The organism is Sorangium sp. So ce185 (assembly GCF_051526825.1).
GTDB classification, from domain to species: domain Bacteria; phylum Myxococcota_A; class Polyangia; order Polyangiales; family Polyangiaceae; genus Sorangium; species Sorangium cellulosum_D.
Genome location: NZ_CP150316.1, coordinates 9,678,936 through 9,697,322, shown reverse-complemented (window position 1 = coordinate 9,697,322; position 18,387 = coordinate 9,678,936). Strand labels below are relative to the sequence as shown.

17 protein-coding genes are annotated in these 18,387 nt (G+C 71.9%); 8 read left to right on the top strand and 9 right to left on the bottom strand.

Annotation, left to right across the window (positions count from 1 at the left end; translation table 11 throughout):
- The first annotated feature begins 45 nt into the window (after nucleotides 1–45).
- A complete protein-coding gene (locus WMF26_RS35555; protein WP_437996343.1) occupies nucleotides 46–1,590 on the top strand; it encodes a flavohemoglobin expression-modulating QEGLA motif protein in 1,545 nt (514 codons plus the stop codon).
- Nucleotides 1,591–1,629: 39 nt separating this feature from the next.
- Here WMF26_RS35555 and WMF26_RS35550 read toward each other — a convergent pair whose 3' ends face one another.
- Together WMF26_RS35550 and WMF26_RS35545 are read right to left on the bottom strand one after the other, a co-directional pair.
- Complete coding sequence (locus tag WMF26_RS35550; protein ID WP_437996342.1) at nucleotides 1,630–2,478, bottom strand: RNA polymerase sigma factor; 849 nt, start codon at nucleotides 2,476–2,478, stop codon at nucleotides 1,630–1,632.
- A gap of 111 nt (nucleotides 2,479–2,589) precedes the next feature.
- Nucleotides 2,590–3,381 (bottom strand): enoyl-CoA hydratase/isomerase family protein, encoded by a 792-nt coding sequence (locus WMF26_RS35545; protein WP_061621831.1) that lies wholly within the window; start codon nucleotides 3,379–3,381, stop codon nucleotides 2,590–2,592.
- Nucleotides 3,382–3,465: 84 nt separating this feature from the next.
- Here WMF26_RS35545 and WMF26_RS35540 point away from each other — a divergent pair, with 84 nt between their 5' ends.
- From WMF26_RS35540 to WMF26_RS35520, 5 genes are all read left to right on the top strand, one after another.
- Complete coding sequence (locus WMF26_RS35540; RefSeq protein ID WP_044989135.1) at nucleotides 3,466–3,732, top strand: phosphopantetheine-binding protein; 267 nt, start codon at nucleotides 3,466–3,468, stop codon at nucleotides 3,730–3,732.
- Nucleotides 3,733–3,757: 25 nt separating this feature from the next.
- Nucleotides 3,758–6,067, top strand: a complete 2,310-nt coding sequence (locus tag WMF26_RS35535; RefSeq protein WP_437996341.1) for a beta-ketoacyl synthase N-terminal-like domain-containing protein — start codon at nucleotides 3,758–3,760, stop codon at nucleotides 6,065–6,067.
- Nucleotides 6,064–6,975: a hypothetical protein gene (locus WMF26_RS35530; RefSeq protein ID WP_437996340.1), complete on the top strand. Its 912-nt coding sequence runs from the start codon at nucleotides 6,064–6,066 to the stop codon at nucleotides 6,973–6,975. The genes WMF26_RS35535 and WMF26_RS35530 overlap by 4 nt, the downstream gene beginning before the upstream one ends.
- Nucleotides 6,972–8,870: a beta-ketoacyl synthase N-terminal-like domain-containing protein gene (locus WMF26_RS35525; RefSeq protein WP_437996339.1), complete on the top strand. Its 1,899-nt coding sequence runs from the start codon at nucleotides 6,972–6,974 to the stop codon at nucleotides 8,868–8,870. The genes WMF26_RS35530 and WMF26_RS35525 overlap by 4 nt, the downstream gene beginning before the upstream one ends.
- Before the next feature lie 165 nt (nucleotides 8,871–9,035).
- Nucleotides 9,036–9,479 carry a hypothetical protein gene (locus tag WMF26_RS35520; RefSeq protein WP_437314247.1) on the top strand — a complete coding sequence of 148 codons (444 nt, stop codon included), beginning with the start codon at nucleotides 9,036–9,038 and terminating at the stop codon, nucleotides 9,477–9,479.
- 38 nt (nucleotides 9,480–9,517) lie between these two features.
- On the opposite strand, the gene WMF26_RS35515 is transcribed toward WMF26_RS35520, so the two are convergent.
- The 4 genes from WMF26_RS35515 to asnS all read right to left on the bottom strand — a co-directional run bounded on the left by WMF26_RS35515 (nucleotide 9,518) and on the right by asnS (nucleotide 14,001).
- Entirely contained in the window at nucleotides 9,518–10,432 is a 915-nt protein-coding gene (locus tag WMF26_RS35515) for a patatin-like phospholipase family protein (RefSeq protein WP_061627614.1), read from the bottom strand.
- A 41-nt stretch (nucleotides 10,433–10,473) separates the two neighbouring features.
- On the bottom strand, nucleotides 10,474–11,226 hold the full coding sequence (locus WMF26_RS35510) for a hypothetical protein (RefSeq protein WP_437996338.1): 753 nt from the start codon (nucleotides 11,224–11,226) through the stop codon (nucleotides 10,474–10,476).
- Nucleotides 11,201–11,938 (bottom strand): class II glutamine amidotransferase, encoded by a 738-nt coding sequence (locus WMF26_RS35505; protein WP_236644106.1) that lies wholly within the window; start codon nucleotides 11,936–11,938, stop codon nucleotides 11,201–11,203. The genes WMF26_RS35510 and WMF26_RS35505 overlap by 26 nt, the downstream gene beginning before the upstream one ends.
- Before the next feature lie 722 nt (nucleotides 11,939–12,660).
- Nucleotides 12,661–14,001 (bottom strand): asparagine--tRNA ligase, encoded by a 1,341-nt coding sequence (gene asnS, locus WMF26_RS35500; protein ID WP_437996337.1) that lies wholly within the window; start codon nucleotides 13,999–14,001, stop codon nucleotides 12,661–12,663.
- 94 nt (nucleotides 14,002–14,095) lie between these two features.
- On the opposite strand from asnS, the gene WMF26_RS35495 reads away from it, so the two are divergent.
- A complete protein-coding gene (locus WMF26_RS35495; RefSeq protein ID WP_437996336.1) occupies nucleotides 14,096–14,923 on the top strand; it encodes a PDZ domain-containing protein in 828 nt (275 codons plus the stop codon).
- Nucleotides 14,924–14,938: 15 nt separating this feature from the next.
- Nucleotides 14,939–15,466 (top strand): TrmH family RNA methyltransferase, encoded by a 528-nt coding sequence (locus tag WMF26_RS35490; RefSeq protein WP_437332700.1) that lies wholly within the window; start codon nucleotides 14,939–14,941, stop codon nucleotides 15,464–15,466.
- Between the two features lie 37 nt (nucleotides 15,467–15,503).
- On the opposite strand, the gene WMF26_RS35485 is transcribed toward WMF26_RS35490, so the two are convergent.
- The 3 genes from WMF26_RS35485 to groES form a co-directional block, all read right to left on the bottom strand.
- Entirely contained in the window at nucleotides 15,504–16,037 is a 534-nt protein-coding gene (locus tag WMF26_RS35485; protein WP_437996335.1) for a GNAT family N-acetyltransferase, read from the bottom strand.
- A 120-nt stretch (nucleotides 16,038–16,157) separates the two neighbouring features.
- Nucleotides 16,158–17,786, bottom strand: coding sequence for a chaperonin GroEL (gene groL, locus WMF26_RS35480; protein ID WP_437332699.1), 1,629 nt, complete (start codon nucleotides 17,784–17,786; stop codon nucleotides 16,158–16,160).
- A gap of 33 nt (nucleotides 17,787–17,819) precedes the next feature.
- A complete protein-coding gene (gene groES / locus WMF26_RS35475) occupies nucleotides 17,820–18,110 on the bottom strand; it encodes a co-chaperone GroES (protein WP_020738934.1) in 291 nt (96 codons plus the stop codon).
- Nucleotides 18,111–18,387 lie beyond the last annotated feature (277 nt).

Genomic DNA, 18,387 nt, shown 5'->3' with positions numbered 1-18,387 from the left:
GGAGGTTTGCTCCGACAGGTGAGCAGGTGTTAGCAATCGATCGCAATGGCGCAGAGCTCTGAGGCCCGGGAGAGGAGGGGGCCGCGCGCGGCGGACGGGGAGGCGCAGCGCGAGGTCAAGGTGAGCGAGCCAGCGGACGAGCCGTACAACGGCGGCGCCGGCGCGGCGGAGGACGGCGCGGAGGCCCCCGGGGCGGGTGGGCAGGGCGCCCCTGATGAGGGCGGCGGGTCGAACGGGGAGGCGCCGTCGGCGCCGCTGGAGTCGCTGAGCCTGCACGACGGGCCGATCCCGCACGCGCCGCTGTCGCCGGTCGCCGGGCCGTGGCGTTCCTACAAGGAGATCCTCGCGAACCTCGCCCAGCGCGTGCTCGAGGCGCAGCGCCCGATCCGCATCCTCCAGGCGCTCCGGTGGGAAGCGGACGTCGAGGAGCAGTTTCTCCGCGCGAAGCAGCGCGAGCTGCCCAGGGTGACCTACGCGGACGACCTCGGGTTCGATCCGGCGGCGAAGCAGCGCGAGCTCGAGGAGATCCTCCGGGACGCCGAGCGGGACCTCGGCAAGCGCGATCGGCTCGGCCAGATCCTCCGCGCGACCGCGGATGAGTACAGGAAGGTCGTGAGCATGCTCATGGGGCGGGGGACCAAGGCGTTCTACGACCTGTCCCGCGAGCTCTACGGCTCTCCGAAGGATAAGCTGCCCGACGGAAAGACGAGCGTGCGGGACATGGGGTTCGTGCTCTACGACCTCCTGACGGCGATCGGCGGCGAGCGGCTCGGCCCGTCGCAGCAGCGCGAGATCACGGCGGAGATGGCGGCGCTCGAGCTGAACGCCCGCTTCGACCGCTTCTTCGGCGGCGCCTCGATCCGCGTGCAGGTGGACGATTCGCTCCTCGCGGATGCCGCCGCCGGCAGCGACTACGTGAAGATCCGGAGCGGCGCGATGTTCTCCAGGAGCGACGTCGACATCCTCGAGGCGCACGAGGGGTGGGTGCACGTCGCGACCAGCCTGAACGGGCAGGCCCAGCCCGTGGCGCGCTGGCTGGCGAAGGGGCCTCCGCGCACCACGGCGGTACAGGAAGGGCTCGCGGTCCTGGTCGAGATCCTCACCTTCAGGAGCACGCCGCGTCGCGCGAAGAAGCTGAACGACCGCATCCTCGCGGTGGACAAGGCGGAGGACGGGGCGTCCTTCCTCGACGTGTTCGAGTGGTACCGCACCGAAGGGTACGAGGAAGAGGAGTGCTTCCAGAACGCCCGGCGCGTCTTTCGCGGCGGCGTGCTCGCGGGAGGGGCGCCGTTCACGAAGGACGCCTGCTACTGCAAGGGGATCGTCCTCAACTATGCCTTCATGCGCGCCGCCATTCAGCACGATCGGGCGATGCTCATTCCCTTCCTGTTCGTGGGGAAGGTCGCGCACGAGGACGTGCCCGTCCTCCACGCGCACGTGACCGACGGGATCATCCGCCCGCCCCCGTATCTCCCGCCGATGTTCGACGACATGAGCGGGCTGGCGATCTGGATCTGCTATTCATCCTTCTTCTCGCGCCTCGGCGGGACGGCGCTCGCCGAGCACTACGGCAGGATGCTGGAGCGCTGATCGCGGCCGCCCGGCGCGCCGCGCGCGGCGGCGCGCCGTTCACGCGGGCGGCGGCGCGGAGGCCTGCGCGCTCGGGCCGGCCGCGCGCGCGTGGGCGGTCGCGTGCGCCACCGCGATCCAGAGCCTGCGCCGGATGGCGTCCGGCACCTCGGGGACGACCCTGGCCGCGTCGAGGAGCGACTCTTCGTCCACCGCGCGGGACCGCTCCGCGACCGGGAGGCTCAAGGGATCGCGCAGCGCGCGCCGGTCCTCGGCGTTCATGCGCTTCACCGCCACGCGGAAGTCCTCGCGGGCGAGGCGGAGGCGGTTGCGCACCGTGTTCTCGTTCACCTCCAGATCGCGCGCGATGTCGGCGCTCGTCATCTCGAGCAGGTCGTGCATGATCAGGACGACCCGCCGTTCGAGGTCGATCGCTCCGAGCAGCCGGCCGACGAGCTGGCCGCTCTGCTCGCGCGCAAGCAGCTGTTCCGAGCTCAAGCCCGGGTCGGCGAGATCGAACGGCCAGCTCGCCCCCGCGCCGACCGCGATCTCTCGGCGGCGATGGGCGCGCCCGCGGTAGTGGCCGACCTGCCGCCAGGCGATGCCGAACAGCCAGCGCCTGAGGGGCTCGCCGAGCGGGCCCGCGGCCTGCGGAGCCCTGCGGCCCGCGCCCGGCTCGCGGCCGGAAGGGCAATGGCCAGCGCGCGCCTCGTCTGTGCCGCGCCTCGGATCGAAGCTCTCCAGCGCGTGGTACGCAGCGATCATGACGTCTTGCAGGACGTCGTCGATGTCGCGCTCTGCCACGCCGAGCCATCGGAGCGCTTGCCGGAGGAACGACAGGCCAATCGTGTACACGGTCTCGAAGCTGGGCCGCTCCAGAAGCGGCACGTGCTCAAGAGGCTGTTGCATGCCTGAACTTACGTGCAGCAGCCCGTGCTGATTTGAAAATCGTCAGACCACCCCAAGGAAGCTATCTATTGTAACAAATATTACGTGCGCAGCGCCGCGCGTGCTGCGCGTTCACTTGCCCTGGAACACCGGTTTCCGTTTCTCCGTGTAGGCGGCGAGCCCCTCGCGCGCGTCCTCCGACGCGAACAGCTCGGCCTGGAGCTCTCGCTCGAGGGCGAGCCCCTGTTCGAGCCCCACCTCGAAGCCTGTCTGCACCGCGCGCTTGATGCGCCCGACCGCCAAGGCTGCGCGACCCGGCAGCGTGAACGTGTGCCCGTACGCGAGGATCCGGTCCATGAACTCGTCGTGGGAGGCGGTCTCCCAGACGTCGTTGACCAGGCCGACCGCTAGGGCCGTCTCGAAATCGAACGTCTGGCCCTCGCACATCAGCTGGATCGCCCGAGATTTACCGATGAGCCTGGCGAGACGCTGGGTGCCGCCCGTGCCGGGAAGGACGCCGAGCGCGACCTCCGGGAGGCCGATCTTGCCGGCGTTCTTGCGGGCGATGCGGAGGTCACAGGCCATCGCGATCTCGAGGCCGCCGCCTACAGTGTGGCCGTTCAACGCCGCGATGCAGAGCTTTGGCGTGTGCTCGAGCCGGCTCAGCGTCTCGTTCGCGTGGAGACAGAAGTAGTATTTGAACGTCGGATCCGATTCGCGGAGCATGTCGATGTTCGCTCCGGCGCAGAAGAACTTTTCGCCGTGCCCGGTGATGACGATGACATGCACATCGTTGTCGAAGCGGGCCTCGAGGATGGCCGCGTCGAGGTCCTTCATCATCTCGTGGGTGTACCCGTTGACGGGCGGATCATTGAGGGTAAGCAGCGCGACGCCTGCAGAGGTGGCGTAGTCGACGAGAGCCATGGGCGCTCTTTACCAAACCGTCAGAAAAAGCGCTGCCCCCTGGTAGAAAGGCGCGGAATTGTGCTACCCCGCAGGGACGTGCTCATGAACGCGCAGGACGTGCGGCAGAAGTTAAAAGAACTCATGGTCGAGGAGCTGAACCTCGAGGGGAAGACGCCGGCGGACATCGACGACGCCGCGCCGCTGTTCGGCGAAGGGCTGGGCCTCGATTCGCTGGACGCGCTCCAGCTCGCCATGAGCGTGGAGGAGCGCTTCGGCGTCCGCATCCCGGAGGGAGACGAGGCGAGGCCGATCTTCGCATCGGTGGACGCGCTCGTGGCCCACATCATCAAGTCGACCGCGGCCGCGTGATCGCGCCGCAGAGAGCCGTTCGAGCGTGCGAATCTGGGTGACGGGCATCGGGGTCGTCTCGCCCCTGGCGCGCGGGGCGAGGGCGACGATGGACCGGCTCATCGCAGGCGAGCGGGCCTTCGCGCCGCTCTCCCTGTTCGAGATCCCCGGGACGCGCGCGCGCATCGCCGCGGAGGTCCGCGACCTCTCCCCGGAGGACGTCGCCCCGCCGGGCGAGGCGGAAGGGTGGTCCCGGACCGACGCGATGGCGGTGCTCTCGGCCCGCGAGGCGCTCGCGCACGCGGGCGTCGACCCCGCGGCGATGCCGGTCGATCTGGTGGTCGGCGGCACGACCGCCGGGATGTTCGAGACCGAGGAGCTGCTCGCCTGGCTCTCGCACGACCCCAGCGCGATCGCTCCCTTGAAGCGGATGCTCTCGCACCCGCTCTCGTCGACGGCCGACCACGTCCGCGCCGCCGTCGGCCCGTTCCGCCGGGTGAGGAGCGTCTGCAGCGCCTGCTCGAGCGGCGCGAACGCCCTCTTGCTGGGCGCGGCCTGGCTCCGCGCCGGCCTGTCCACCCGCGTGCTCGCGGGGGGCGCCGACGGCCTGTGCCGGCTGACGTACACCGGCTTCGGCGCCCTCGCGGCCGTCGATCCGGAGCCGTGCCGCCCGTTCGATCGGCGGCGCGCCGGGCTGAACCTGGGCGAGGCTGCGGCGTTCCTGCTGCTCGAGTCGGAGGACGCCGCGCGCGCGCGGGGAGCGGAGCCGATCGTCGAGCTCCGCGGGTGGGCGACCGGCGCCGAGGCGCATCACATCACGAACCCCGAGCGCGAGGGGCGCACCGCGGCGCGCGTCATGCGCGACGCGCTCCGGTGCGCGGCGCTCACGCCGTCGGATCTCGACTACGTCAACGCGCACGGCACCGCGACGCCGCTGAACGACGTCATGGAGAGCGCCGCCCTGCGCGCCTGCCTCGGCGCCGAGGTGAGCCGCATCGCCGTCTCGTCGTCCAAGGGGCAGATCGGGCACACCCTCGGCGCTGCGGGCGCGGTCGAGGCGGCGATCACCGCGCTCGCCGTCGCGCGCGGCGTGATGCCGCCGACCGGCGGCCTCGAGGAGGTCGATCCGGAGTGCCAGCTCTTGCACCTCAAGGAGGCGCGCGAGGCGCCGGTCCGGGCGGCGATGTCGAACTCCTTCGGCTTCGGCGGCACGGACAGCGTGCTCGTGTTCGCGCAGCCCGATCGGTTCCCGCCGCCGCTCGGCGCCGGCGGCGCGCCCGTGCGGCGCTCGGTGGTCGTGACGGCGGCCGCGACGATCGGCCCGCTCGGCGTCCTCGCGACCCGCGGAGGCGCCGCCTACCTCGAGCCCGGCCCTCCGCCAGCCGAGGGCTCCATCGCCTTCAACACGGGCGCGCACCTCGATCTCGCGCGCGCGAGGCGGCTCGATCGCGCCGGCCGCCTGACGACGTCCGCGATCCTCACCGCGCTCTCGGACGCCGGCCTCGGCGGCGCGGCTCCGGGCGATGCGGGCGCGGGCGACCCGGCCGACGTCGCGCCGAGCCGCACCCTGCCCGGCGCCATCGTCGGCGCCTCGTTCGGCAGCGTCGACGCCTCGACCGCCTACATGCGGCGCATCTACGACAAGGGGGCGAAGTACGCGAGCCCCGCCGATTTCCCGAACCTGGTCCCCTCGTCGCCGGTCGGGCACGCCTCCATCTATCTGGGCCTCCGCGGGCCGGTGTTCGCCATGGCCGACCTCGGCGCGACCGCGGAGTCGGCCATGGTGACGGCCATCGAGCTCATCACCGCCGGGGAAGGGGAGGCGCTCGCCGCCGGTAGCGTCGAGGAGGCGAGCCCCATGATCGAGCGGTGTCTCGGTCCGATCTGCTCGCAGGTCGTCAGCTGCGGCGTGCGCAGCGAGGGCGCCGCCGTGCTGCTCTTCGAGAGCGCCGCGCGGGTGCGCGAGCGGGGCGCGCGCCCGGTGGCGACGGTGGCGTGGTGGAGCTCCTGGCGCGGCGACGGCGCGGGGATGCTCGCGGGAGCGCCGGCGCCGGCGCCCCTCGGCGCTCCCGGGGAGGGCGCGCAGCGCGCGCAGCCCAGCGCACCGTCGCCCGCCGCCGTGTTCGTCGGGCGGAGCGAGGAGCGCCTCACCGTCTGCCTGCGCGGCTCGCCGTGGGCCGAGGTGCCGTGCTCCACGCTGGCGCCGCGCGCGGGCGATCACGAGGGCGCTGGCGGGTTCGCCGCCGCCGCGGCGGTGGCGGCGCTCGCGAGCGGCGCCCTCGCGAGCGTGCTCGTCTTGGGCGGCGCACCCGACCGCGGATACGCCATCCTGCTGGTCGCTCCCGGCGACGCGTGACGACATCGCTGCCTGCGCCCGGCCATCGTGAGCGCCGCCTCGTGAGCGCCGCGTGCCTCCTGCTCTCGCTCGCGTGCGCCCCCGCCTGCGCCGCCAACGTCGCGCGGCGCGGCAGCCCGCTCGACGCCGAGTTCGCGCGGATGCTGCCTCGGCCGTCGCCGGGCACGCCCGCCGCGCGGCCCGATCCGTCGGCGTGGCGCGAGGGGCGGGAGCGCCTCTCAGCGCTCCGCCGCGAGGTCGAGGGGGCCGGCCCGCGCACGCTCCGCGTCCGCCTGGCGCTGCGGGAGCCGCGCACCGGCCAGGTGCTCGAGGCGCGCGGGGCGATCGCGATCGCCCCACCGGCGATCGACGGGCGCGCGCCCGTGGCGGGCGGCGCGGTCGTCGCGCCGGAGGGCGCGCTCCGGATGATCCTCCTCGGTCCAGGCGGCACCACCGCGCTCGATCTGTGGGCGCGCGGCGACCGCTTCCGCTTCGCCGTGCCCGCGCTCGATCTGCTGAAGCGCGGCGACGCCTCGACGCCGCGAGCGTCGCTCCGCGGCCTGCCGGTAGATTTCCTGCGCTGGTGGATGCTCCACCCGGCGGCGGGGACGCTGCTCTGGTACGAGCGCGCCGCGAGCACGGCCTCGTTCGTCCTGCGAGACGGCGACGCCGTGATCGACCTGCGGATCGACGACCGCGGCCTGATCGGCGCGCGCCGCACGACGTGGGCGGCGGAGGGCGCGCGCCGGCGAAAGCTCGACGAGGAGGTCGTGATCGCCGAGGGCATGGGCTGCGGTCATGTCCGCTACGCGCAGGCCTCGACCGGGCTGCTCGTCACCGTGACCTGCGAGGCCGAGGAGCGGGATCGCGCGCCGGACCCGCGCGCCTTCGTCGATCCCGACGCGATCGGGCCGGAGGACGGCTCATGAGCGACGCCTGCGTCATCGCCTCGGGCGCCGTCTCTGCGCTCGGCCTCGGCCCTCTCGCCTACCGCGTCCCCGGCGCCGGCGAGCGCGCGCCGGTCGCGATCGCGCGCGACGAAGAGCTCGCGCGCGCCGGTCTCCTGCGGCCCTTCGCCGCCCGCGCGCCCGCGGCGCTCGGCGTCGCTCCGGGGGCCGATCGCGCCACGGATCTCCTGAAGGCGGCGCTCTCGCAGACGCTCACGGCGCTGGAGCGCGTGCGCCCGGGCTGGCGCGGCGAGCGCATCGGCATCGCGCTCGGCACGTCCAGCGGCGGCATGCTCACCGCGGAGCGGTTCTTCGCGGCCCGGGCCGAGGGCGCCGACGCCGGCTCGCTCGCCGCGCTGGCCTCCGGCGCGACCTACTTCGCGCCGTTCAACGACGCGCTCGCCGCGTTCGGGCTGGAGCGGACCCCGCTGCGCACGCACCTGCTCGCGGCGTGCGCCGCGAGCACCCTGGCCATCGGCCTCGGCCTCCGCTGGCTCGATCGCGACGCCTGCGACCTCGTGCTCGCCGGCGGCTACGACGCCCTCAGCACCTTCGTCGCCGCCGGCTTCGAGGCGCTCCGCGCGACCACGGCGTCGAGCTCGCGCCCGTTCCGCCTCGGCCGCGACGGCATGGCGCTCGGCGAGGGCGCGGCCGTCGTCGCCCTCGTGCGCGAGGATCGCCGCCGCGGCGCCCCGGTGATGGTCCGGGTCGCCGGCTTCGGCGCCTCCACGGACGCGGTGCACATCACCGCCCCGGATCGGACGGGCTCGGGGCTGATGCGCGCCGGCGCCGCCGCGCTCGCCGACGCCGGGTGGCCTGCCTCGCGCGTCGGCCTCGTCAGCGCCCACGCCACGGCGACGCCCTACAACGACGCGATGGAGTCGCGCGCGATCGCCGCGCTGTTCGCCGCGCCCCGCCCCGTGGAGGGCTCGGGCGCCGCGCCCCCTCCGCCCGTCGTCCACCCGTTCAAGGCCCAGATCGGGCACACGCTCGGGGCCGCGGGCGCGCTCGAGTCGCTCGCGGCCGCGGCCGCCCTCGCGGCGTCCATCGCCCCGCCGGCGGCGTCCGAGGGCGAGCTCGACCCCGACGCGCCGGCCCTCCTGCTCGAGCGCGCCGAGCCGCGGCCGCTCGACGCAGCGCTCAAGCTCTCGGCGGCCTTCGGCGGCGCGAACGCCGCGCTCCTGCTCACGTCCCGCGCGAGCGGGCGGAAGCCGCGGCGCGCTCGCCCGGTGCACCTCCGCGCAGCGGCGCGCGTGACGGGCTTCGATCTCGGGCGCCTCGCCGAGGCCACGGGCATCCCGCGCGACCGCCTCGCGCGCCTCGACGCGCTCTGCCGTCTCGGGCTGACCGCCGTGGCGGCCCTCGCCGACGTCGTCGGCGAAGGCGCCTTGCGGGGCGCCGGCATCGTCGCGGGCCACGCGCTCGCGACGATCGACACCAACGACGTCTACGACGCCCGCCGTCGCGCGCGCGGCGCCCGCTTCGTCGAGCCGCGCCTCTTTCCCGCCACGTCGCCGAACGCGATCGCGGGGGAGTGCGCCATCGCGTACCAGCTCACCGGGCCGAGCTTCGCGGTCGGCGCCGGGCTGGGCGGCGCGCTGGAGGCGCTCCGCGCCGCGGCAGAGCTCGTCGCGTCCTCCGACGCCGATCGCATGGTCGTCGTCGCGGCCGACGACGCCGGGCCGGTCGCGCGCGAGCTCCTCGGCCTGACGGTCGCGCAGCACCGCGCGGTCGCCTGCGGCGCCGTCGCGCTCCTCCTCCAGGCGGATCCTGGCGACGCCGGGCGCCTGCGCGAGGTCGATCTCGACCTCCCGGTCGACCACGACGGTCCCGTCGGCCACCTCGCCCTCCTCCGCTGGCTCGACGAGCACGGCTAGCGGGGGCGCCCGTCCGTGTCACCCGCGGCGGTCTTGATCGCTTCGCTTGCCGATCCGCACCCCGATCTGGCAAGGTCCCCGGCTGGAATCAGCTGCTTCCCCTGAGCGTTGTCCTGCCCGCGTATGCTCTGCCGCCAAACAAAAGCTGTCGCTTCGTTCCTCGTCGTGGCTTCGACCGTCCTCGCCGGTTGCGCGACCCACTACATCCCGAACACGGACGTCGAGGACAACGACGACAACCGCAAGATCATCTCGTTCTGCGAGAAGTACCGCAACGCGGTGGAGAGCAAGAACGTCGGCGCGCTGCTCCAGCTCGCCTCGCCCAAGTACTACGAGGACGGCGGCAACATCGACGCCTCGGACGACCTCGATTACGCCGGCCTGCGCGAGTACCTGAACGGCAAATTCCAGGACGCGCGCGCCATCCGCTACGAGATCCGCTACCGGCGCGTGCTCCGGGAGGATGACGTCATCTACGTCGACTACACGTTCAGCGCCAGCTACCGCATCCCGGGTCGCAAGGGCGAAGAGTGGCGCCGCAAGGTCGACGACAACCGCCTCGAGCTGGTGGAGCACCAGGACGAGTACCGCATCGTCGCGGGGATGTAGCGCCCGGCCGCGCCGCCCTGCGACGGCAGCGCGCGGCGCTAGTTCAGCGCGCTCTTGGAGGAGGGCGCGTCGAAGACGCCCTTCTCCTTCGCGGCGGCGAGCACGCGGAGCGCCGTGCGGTAGCCGCGCAAGACGAGCGGCTTCGCGGCGAACCGGTTCATGTAGCTGTAACGGCCGATCGCGGGCGCCACGTCGAGGAAGGTGACGCTCGGGTAGAGCTTGGAGAGCAGCTCGACGCCGCGGCGCTCCTTCTCGGCCAGGAGGATGCTGAGCGACTGCCGGACGACGCCGGGCGCGCCGCTCCTCGCGATCGAGCGCTGCGATTCGTCGCGCTCCTCGGGGCGGTAGATGTTCGAGATGATCACGATGTTGGCGCCGGCGTTCACGGCCACGTCGGCGGAGAGCGTCCGGATCACCTCGCCGCTCAGGTGATAGCGGCCGTTGATGCGGTAGGGCCGGAACAGGCCGGGCACGCAGCAGCTCGCGGCCACCGCCTGGCTGATCGGCGTGGCCTCGTCGTAGCCCGGGCCGAACACGACGCGCTTGGCGCTGTCCACGTCGACCGCGGTGACGTAGACCGCGTGCGGCAGCTGCCGGAAGTCGTTGATCGGCAGCGTCCGGCGCACGTAGCGCTCGAGCCGATCGATCGAGAACACCCCCGAGCAGAGGTACCCCGGGTCGAGCAGATCGCGCAGGGCGGGCGCCCCGAAGAAGCTCGACACGTGGAGGCGAGGCCCGCGGTGCCGTCGCCTCCACGGCAGGCGGTACGCGTCGAGCAGCACGTCGAGCGGGATGTCCTGCCCGTACGTCGCGCTGACGAGCGCGCCGGCCCCCGCGCCCACGTAGATCTCCGGATGGATCCCGAGCTCCTCGCAGGCCTTCAGCACGCCGAGGTGCGCCAGGCCTCGCGCCGCCCCCCCGGAGCCAACGAACGCGATCTTGAGGCGGCTCATCGAGCCCTGATCTTGTCGGAGATGCGGCACGAGCGCAAAGCCTACTGTAGCTGGAAGTCCTCGAGCAGCCGATAGATCTTGAATCGCGGTCCGTCTCGCCGCAGCCACACCACGATCTCGTCGCCGAGCAGCCGGTCCGCCGCGATCCGCGAGGTCATGATCGGCACGCGGATCACGATGTCCTGGTCGTCGAGCGTCTCCGGCTGGATCGCGGGGTGTTGCGGCGTCGCGAGCACGTCCTCCGCCCGGAAGATCTGGAGCTCCGATTCGCGGTAGACCGGTTCTCCGGCGAGCTTTCCGTACTCGAGCCGCCGGAACCGCTGCTCCCAAAAGAGCCCGGCGCTCGGCGGCTGCCCCGATCCGCCGGAGCCGGTGTGGATCGCGAGGGCGTCGCGCGTCAGCAGCTCGCCCAGGGCCTCGCTGTCCTCGGCGATGATCCGCTTGAAGAGCTCGGCCACGACGTCCAGCGCCAGGCCGACGCCGAGCGGCGTCCGGAGGGTCACGACGCTGTCCCTCACGTCCGCCTGGTTCGCGGGTCGCGGCGGGACGCTCGCCAGATCGATCGCCACGCCGTCCGGACGGCGACGATCGTCGGGGAGCTCGGAAGCGGCGGGGAACGAGGCCGGGCCCCCCAGCCCGCACCCGAGGAGGGACGAGCCGATGAGCGCCGCGAGGATCAGCGAGGGGAGCGCCGGCGGCGCTCGCGAGGTGTCGGGGACGCCGGCCGGCGCTGCGTGCGCCGCGGCCCGTTGCGGGCCGTGGGGGCGTTCAGATCGGCTCGATCGCTGGAGCATCGGCGCGCGTGAACGTCACGATCGCACGCTCGCCGACGTGGGTCCACCCCGCGGGGCACTGGTCGTCGTCGAAGTCCGACGCGACGAGCGTGAGCCGGCTCGCGGCGTAGTCGGGCATGCGCATGCGGCCGAGGCCGCCGTCGCTCAGGAGCCGCTCCATGTCGTCGCTGCCCTGGTAAATGCGGTACGCCATCGGCGTGCCGCCGTGGGCCGCGAGCAGGTACTCCGGGTTCGTGACCACGATGTTCATCGCGCTCGGCCCCGCTCCTTCCTCCGCGCAGAGCCGATCGACGAGCGCGATGGAGGACCGGAGCGCCGCCCGCGCGCTCGCCGCGTCCACGTTGGGCCGATCGAGCTGGCCGCTGTCGTGGAGGAACGAGAGGAACAGGTGGAAGAGGATCTCGCTGTCCGTCTCGCCGCGGACGTCGCGCTGGAGGAACTGCGGCAGCGAGTCGCTGAGCTGGCTCCGCAGTCGGGCGAACCCTTCGACCGTGCCCGTGTGGGCGAACAGCCACTGCCGGTAGCGGAACGGGTGCGTGTTCTCGGTGCGCAGGCTGCCGACGGTCGCAGCCCGGACATGCGCCACGAGGATGTCGGCGCGCACGTCCTTGGTCATGTCGACCAGGCTGATCTCGGGTCGATCGTCGATGGGCCGGCGCTTGAGGAGAATCTCTCCTCCCTGGTAGAAGCCGACGCCCCAGCCAGGGATCACGCCCTCCTTTCGGCGAACCGTGAGGGCACGGTCTTCAAGCTCGATCGCACGCGCGCCGAGATCCGGACGGTTACCGATGAAGCCGACGAGACGAGCCATAGCTTTGTCCTCGCGAGTTGGGCCGGGGGGCGGGGGCAGGGTCCGGCTCGCCGGTAGAGCGCTCCCTCATCTGCAAGCAGGGGTGGCTCCGTCGGTCGGCCGAGTGAGCGTGGGTCGCGCGTTGCGCCCTATACTTTCTTGATACGACAGAGTCGCCCTGCAAGCGGAGCAAAAACGGATCCCCAGCGGCGACGCTCGTCGCGGGCACGGCCTGACCACACTGCCCGCCGCTCGTCTCGGCGGTCGCTGGTCGCGTTACCTCTCACTCATGCTCCTCGCCGCTCCTCGCCGCACCGCGCGCTCCCACCCGCTCCTCCTCCCCGCCTCCAGCGCGCAGCGGCGAGCCTCATCTGCTTCTGCGCGTCGGCTCGTCGCGTCGGCGCCGTGGCGCATCGCGCCGTGGCGCGCGCTCCAGCGCTCGGCCGCCCCGCCGGTAGCTCGCGCCGGCCTCGCGGCGTGCGGCCGGCACACGCGGTTGCTGCACAGCGGGCAGCGGCGCAGCGGCGGTCGCGCAACGTTTGCGGGCGGAGCGCGGCGGGGCGAGGTCGGCCCCGCGCGGCGCGCGAGGTGAAGGTGAGACAGCGCGGCAGCCAGAAAACCGGCAGGATCTCTGACGCGCGGCACTACGGCGAGAGCCGATTCAGCATCCGCGGGAACGGGATGGTCTCGCGCACGTGGGGCAGACCGCAGATCCAGGCGACGCTCCGCTCGACACCCAGCCCGAAGCCCGCATGCGGGAAGGTGCCATACCGGCGCAGATCCAGGTACCAGCTGAACGCCTCGGGGGGCAGCTTGTGCGCCCCGATTGCCCGCTCGAGTGTGGCGAGATCGTCCTCGCGCTGCCCGCCCCCGATCACCTCACCGTAGCCCTCCGGCGCCAGGACATCGACGCAGAGCGCGAGCCGGTCGTCCGTCGGATCGCGCTTCATGTAGAAGGCTTTCACCTGGGCCGGATAGCGGTGGATCATGACCGGGCGATCGTACCGGCTGGAGATGATCGTCTCGTCCTCGCCGCCGAGATCCTCGCCCCAGGGAAAATCGGGAACTCCAGCCTCTCCAGCTGTCTTGCGTTTCTCCGCGCGCGCCTCGTTCAGGATGGCGACGGCCTCGTCATAACGGATGCGCGGGAACGGCTTCTTGACGGCCTCCAGCTTCGCGACGTCGCGCTCGAGCACGGCGAGCTCGGGCCGGCGCCGCTCGAGGACGCGCTCGACGATGAAGCAGAGGAAGTCCTCCGCGAGGTCCATGTCGCCCTCGAGGTCCATGAACGCGACCTCGGGCTCGACCATCCAGAACTCGGCCAGGTGGCGGCGGGTCTTCGACTTCTCCGCGCGGAACGTGGGCCCGAAGCAGTACGCCTTCCCGAACGCGGCCGCCGCCGCCTCCATGTAGAGCTGCCCGGACTGGGTGAGGTACGCCGGGTCGCCGTGGTAGTCGGTCTGGAACAGCGTGCTCGTCCCCTCGCACGCGTTCGGCGTGAAGATGGGCGCGTCGACGAGCGTGAACCCCCGCCCGTCGAAGAAGTCGCGGATGGCCTGGATGATGGTGTGACGCACGCGCAAGATCGCGTGCTGCCGCCTCGAGCGCAGCCAGAGGTGGCGGTGATCCATGAGGAAATCGGTCCCGTGCTCCTTGGGGGAGATGGGGTACTCGCCCGTGGTGGGGCCGAGCAGGCGGAAGCCGGACGCGACGACCTCGAACACCCCGGCGCGCTTCGGGTGCGCCTTCACCTGGCCGGTGACCTCGATCACGCTCTCCTGGGTGACCTTGTCGGCGGCCGCGAAGACCTCGTCGCCGACGTCGCTCTTGGCCATCACGCACTGGACCGTGCCGAAGCCGTCGCGCAGCTCGAGGAAGTGGAGCTTGCCGCTCGAGCGCTTGTTGTAGAGCCATCCGCGGAGAACGACCTTGCCGTCGACGTGCGCGCTGAGGTCGCTGGTAGCGATCACGGGCGAGTCCTGCATGGGAGCCGGAAATAGCACGGTTTAGTTGCGGCTGACGCCGGCTCCGGCCAAAAATGGCGCCATCGTGGCCCTCCGAAAGCCTCGCGCGCTCTGCATGCCTGCGTTGTCCAAGCTGCTCGCCGCGGGGGGCAAGCTGCTCGCCGCAGGGGGCGTCCTGCTCGCCGCGGGGGGCTGCTCGTTCCTCTATCCGGAGCTCGCGACCCGGCTCCGCGAGCCCCCGCCAGAGCAGGAGCTGCACCCGCCTCCGCCTGAGGACGTCCGGTGGCTCCGGGTCGTCCGGGCGAGGATCCCGGAGCGCACCCGGGACGGCCGAGCCTGGGATCCCGAGGCGGGAGGCCTCCCCGACCCGTATGCCCGCGTCCTGGTCAACGGCGAGGAGATCTTTCGGACCAAGGTGCAGGAGGACACCGTCGACCCGACGTGGCCCGACGGCCCGAGCGGAAACTTCCGCATCTCGCCCGAGGATCGGCTCCGCGTGGAGGTCTGGGAGTCGGACGCCCTCGTCGACAAGCCGATCGGGGTGCGCGACATCGGCCGCCCGACCGACACGCAGCGCGCGGCCGGGGAGATCGAGGTCGAGCTCGACGGGGGCGGCTGGCTCACGCTGGCGTTCGAGCCGGCCCACGCCAAGCTCGGCCTCGGCTTCTGGTACGAGCTGCACTCGGGCGCCGCGTTCATCTCGCGGACCGTGGAGGGCGGGCCCGCCGAGCGCGCCGGGCTCCGCAAGGGCGACGAGGTGCTCGAGATCGCGGGGCGGCCCGTGCGACAGCTGTCCGTCGCCGTCATCCGGGGCGCGTTCGACGCCGCGCCGCGCGCCGGGCTCGTGCTCCTGGTCAAGCACGCGACGGGCGCCACCGAGCAGCTCAGGCTCCACGAGGGCCCCATCTATCCGCTGTTCGACCGCTTCGCTGCCGCCGAGTAAGGAAGCCAGCGCGCCGTGAAGATCCCGCCGTTCGGGCTCACCACCCAGGAGATCCGCGAGGAGCTCGCCCCCCTGCGGAACGACTTCTCGATCGCCGTCTGCCGCGCGAAGAACCCGTTCAACATCGGCGCCATCATCCGCGTCGCGCACTCCTTCCTGGTGCGCGAGATCTTCCTGATCGGGACCGAGCCCTATTACGAGCGCGCCTCGATGGGCATGCAGAAGTACGAGACCATCGTCGAGTGCCCCGACGAGGCGACCTTCCTCGAGGCGGCGCGCGGCCGCCCCCTCATCGGCGTCGAGCGCGACCACGCGCGGCAGACCCTCTGGGAGGCGCCGTTTCCGCGCGGGCTCGTCTTCCTCTTCGGCAGCGAGGACGACGGGCTGCCGCCGGCGCTGCTCGACGCGTGCGAGGACGTGGTCGCGATCCCCATGTACGGGATCAACCACTCGTACCCGGTGGCGATCGCCGCGGGCATGACGATGTGCGAGTGGGCTCGGCGCCGCGACCCGCGCGGCGGCGTCGGCCGCGCCGGGGGCTGAGGCGCGCTCCCGCGGGCCCGCCGCGCGCGAGGGGCCGCTACTCGCGGGAGCGCTCGAAGACGAGCAGCTCGCCCAGGAGGGCGTGGTCGAGCGTCCCGGCAGCGCGCATCCCGAGCTTCTCGATCACCCGGAGCGACGCGCGGTGCCAGGCCGGCGTGGTGGCGATCACGCGCCGCACGCTCGCCTGCTGCAGCGTCCAGTGCAGGACGGCGCGCGACCCCTCGGTCGCGTAGCCCTGGCCCTGGGACCTCCCCTCGACGCCGTAGCCGATCTCCACGGTGCCGGTCTCGTCGGGCCGGCCGTTCAGCACCACGCTGCCCACGACGACGCGCCCCTCCTGCCCGCGCGTCACCATCAGCCGCGTGCCCCACAGGAAGGCCTCCGGATCGTCGCGCAGCCGGTCGAGCGGCGAGCTGAAGGCGCGCTCGACGAGCGCGCGCCCGGGCCAGGCGTCGGGGAAGCGCGCGCCGGAGATCGCCTCGGCCTCGAGGCGATCTCCGCGGATGACCGCCTCGAGCAGGGGCAGCGAGACCGGGGTCAGCTCAAGGCGCTCGGTAGTCAGGGTGCTCATCGCGAACCTGCGCGGATCAGATCACGCGTCGCGGCCTGCCGGAAGTCGAAATGGAGAAGGGCCGACTTCCCCAGGAGGAAGCCGGCCCTCACCCGACGGGCTTAGCTGCCCGCGCCGCGATCAGAAGTCGTGGCCGTGGCCCGCGTGGGCGCCGCCGGCCGCCGCCTTCTCCTCCTTCGGCCGCTCGGCGATGAGCGCCTCGGTGGTGAGCATCAGGCTGGCGACGCTGGCCGCGTTCTGGAGCGCCGACCGGACGACCTTGACCGGATCGATGACGCCCATCTCGAGCAGGTTGCCGTAGTCGCCCGACGCCGCGTTGTAGCCGAACGAGTCCTTGCCCTCGCGCACCTTCTGCACGACGATCGAGCCCTCCTCGCCGGCGTTGGCGGAGATCTGGCGGAGGGGCTCCTCGATGGCGCGGCGGATGATGTTCACGCCGAACCGCTGCTCGTCGTTGACCTGGATCTTCTCGAGCGAGGTCTGCGCGCGGATGAGCGCCACGCCGCCGCCCGGGACGATGCCCTCCTCGACGGCCGCGCGGGTCGCGTGGAGCGCGTCCTCGACGCGGGCCTTCTTCTCCTTCATCTCGGTCTCGGTCGCAGCGCCGACCTTGACCACCGCGACGCCGCCCACGAGCTTCGCGAGCCGCTCCTGGAGCTTCTCGCGGTCGTAGTCGCTCGTCGTGTTCTCGATCTGGGCGCGGATCTCCTGCTGCCGGGCCTTGATCTTGTCCTTCTTGCCCTGGCCGCCGACGATCGTGGTGTTGTCCTTGTCGATGATGACCGTCTTGGCACGGCCGAGATCGCTGATCGTGACGTTCTCGAGCTTGAGGCCGAGCTCCTCCGCGATCACCTGGCCGTCCGTCAGGACGGCGATGTCCTTCAGCATCTCCTTGCGGCGATCGCCGAAGCCCGGCGCCTTCACGGCCGCGCAGTGCAGCGTGCCGCGGAGCTTGTTCACGACGAGGGTCGCGAGCGCCTCGCCCTCGACGTCCTCGGCGATGATGAGGAGCTGCTTCTGGCTCTTGGCGATCGCCTCGAGCACGGGGAGCAGGTCCTTCATGTTGGAGATCTTCTTCTCCGAGATGAGGATGTAGCAGTCCTCGAGGTTCGCCTTCATCGCCTCGGGATCGGTGACGAAGTACGGCGAGAGGTAGCCGCGGTCGAACTGCATGCCCTCGACCACGTCGAGCGTCGTGTCGGCGCTCTTGGCCTCCTCGACCGTGATCACGCCCTCCTTGCCGACCTTCTCCATGGCGTCGGCGAGGAGCTTGCCGATCGTCTCGTCGCCGTTCGCGCTGATCGTGCCGACCTGCGCGATCTCCTTCGCGTCCTTGGTCTGCTTGGCCGAGCTGTGGAGGTGCCCGACGATCGCCTCGACCGCCTTGTCGATGCCGCGCTTGATCTCCATCGGGTTGTGGCCCGCCGCGACGAGCTTGGAGCCCTCGCGGTAGATCGCCTGGGCGAGCACCGTGGCCGTGGTCGTCCCGTCGCCGGCGATGTCGCTCGTCTTCGAGGCGACCTCGCGGACCATCTGGGCGCCCATGTTCTCGAAGCGGTTCTCGAGCTCGATCTCCTTGGCGACCGTCACGCCGTCCTTGGTGACCGTCGGCGAGCCGAAGCTCTTCTCGATGACGACGTTGCGCCCCTTCGGGCCGAGCGTGACCTTGACCGCGTCGGCGAGGGCGTTGACGCCCGCGAGGATCATGCTGCGGGCGGACTCGTTGTAGATGATTTCTTTGGCTGCCATGGTGTCTCTCCTAAGTTCCTGCTATCGCCCGCGTCACTTCTCGATCACGCCGAGGATGTCGTCCTCGCGGAGGATGAGGTGCTCCTCGCCGTCGATCTTCACCTCGGTGCCCGAGTACTTGCCGAAGAGGACGCGATCGCCCTCCTTGACGTCGAGCTTCCGCACGGTACCGTCCTCGCCGACCTTGCCGTTGCCGACGGCGATGACCGTGCCCTCGATCGGCTTCTCCTTCGCGGTGTCCGGGATGTAGAGACCCCCCTTGGTCTTCTCTTCTTCCTTCACGCGCTGAACGATCACGCGGTCCTGGAGCGGTCGAATCTTCATCTTTGCGAATCCTCCGGGGACGAGCGGCCGCGTCCCACGAGACGGCAGGACCCAGACGGCCTGCCTGAGCAGCCGCAAGGTCCCATACGATTGCAGTCTGGGCACTTTGCTAGCACTCACCTCAGGGGAGTGCTAGCGGGCGCGCCGAAGATAGCCACCCCCTCCAGGGTGTCAAGCGCGGGTCAGCCCGGCATTTCGCGCGCTGGCAGCCAGGCGCCCGGGTGGCTGTAAGTCCTGGAGATTGCAGGGGAAGGTGCGGGACGTGCGGCTGGGCTTG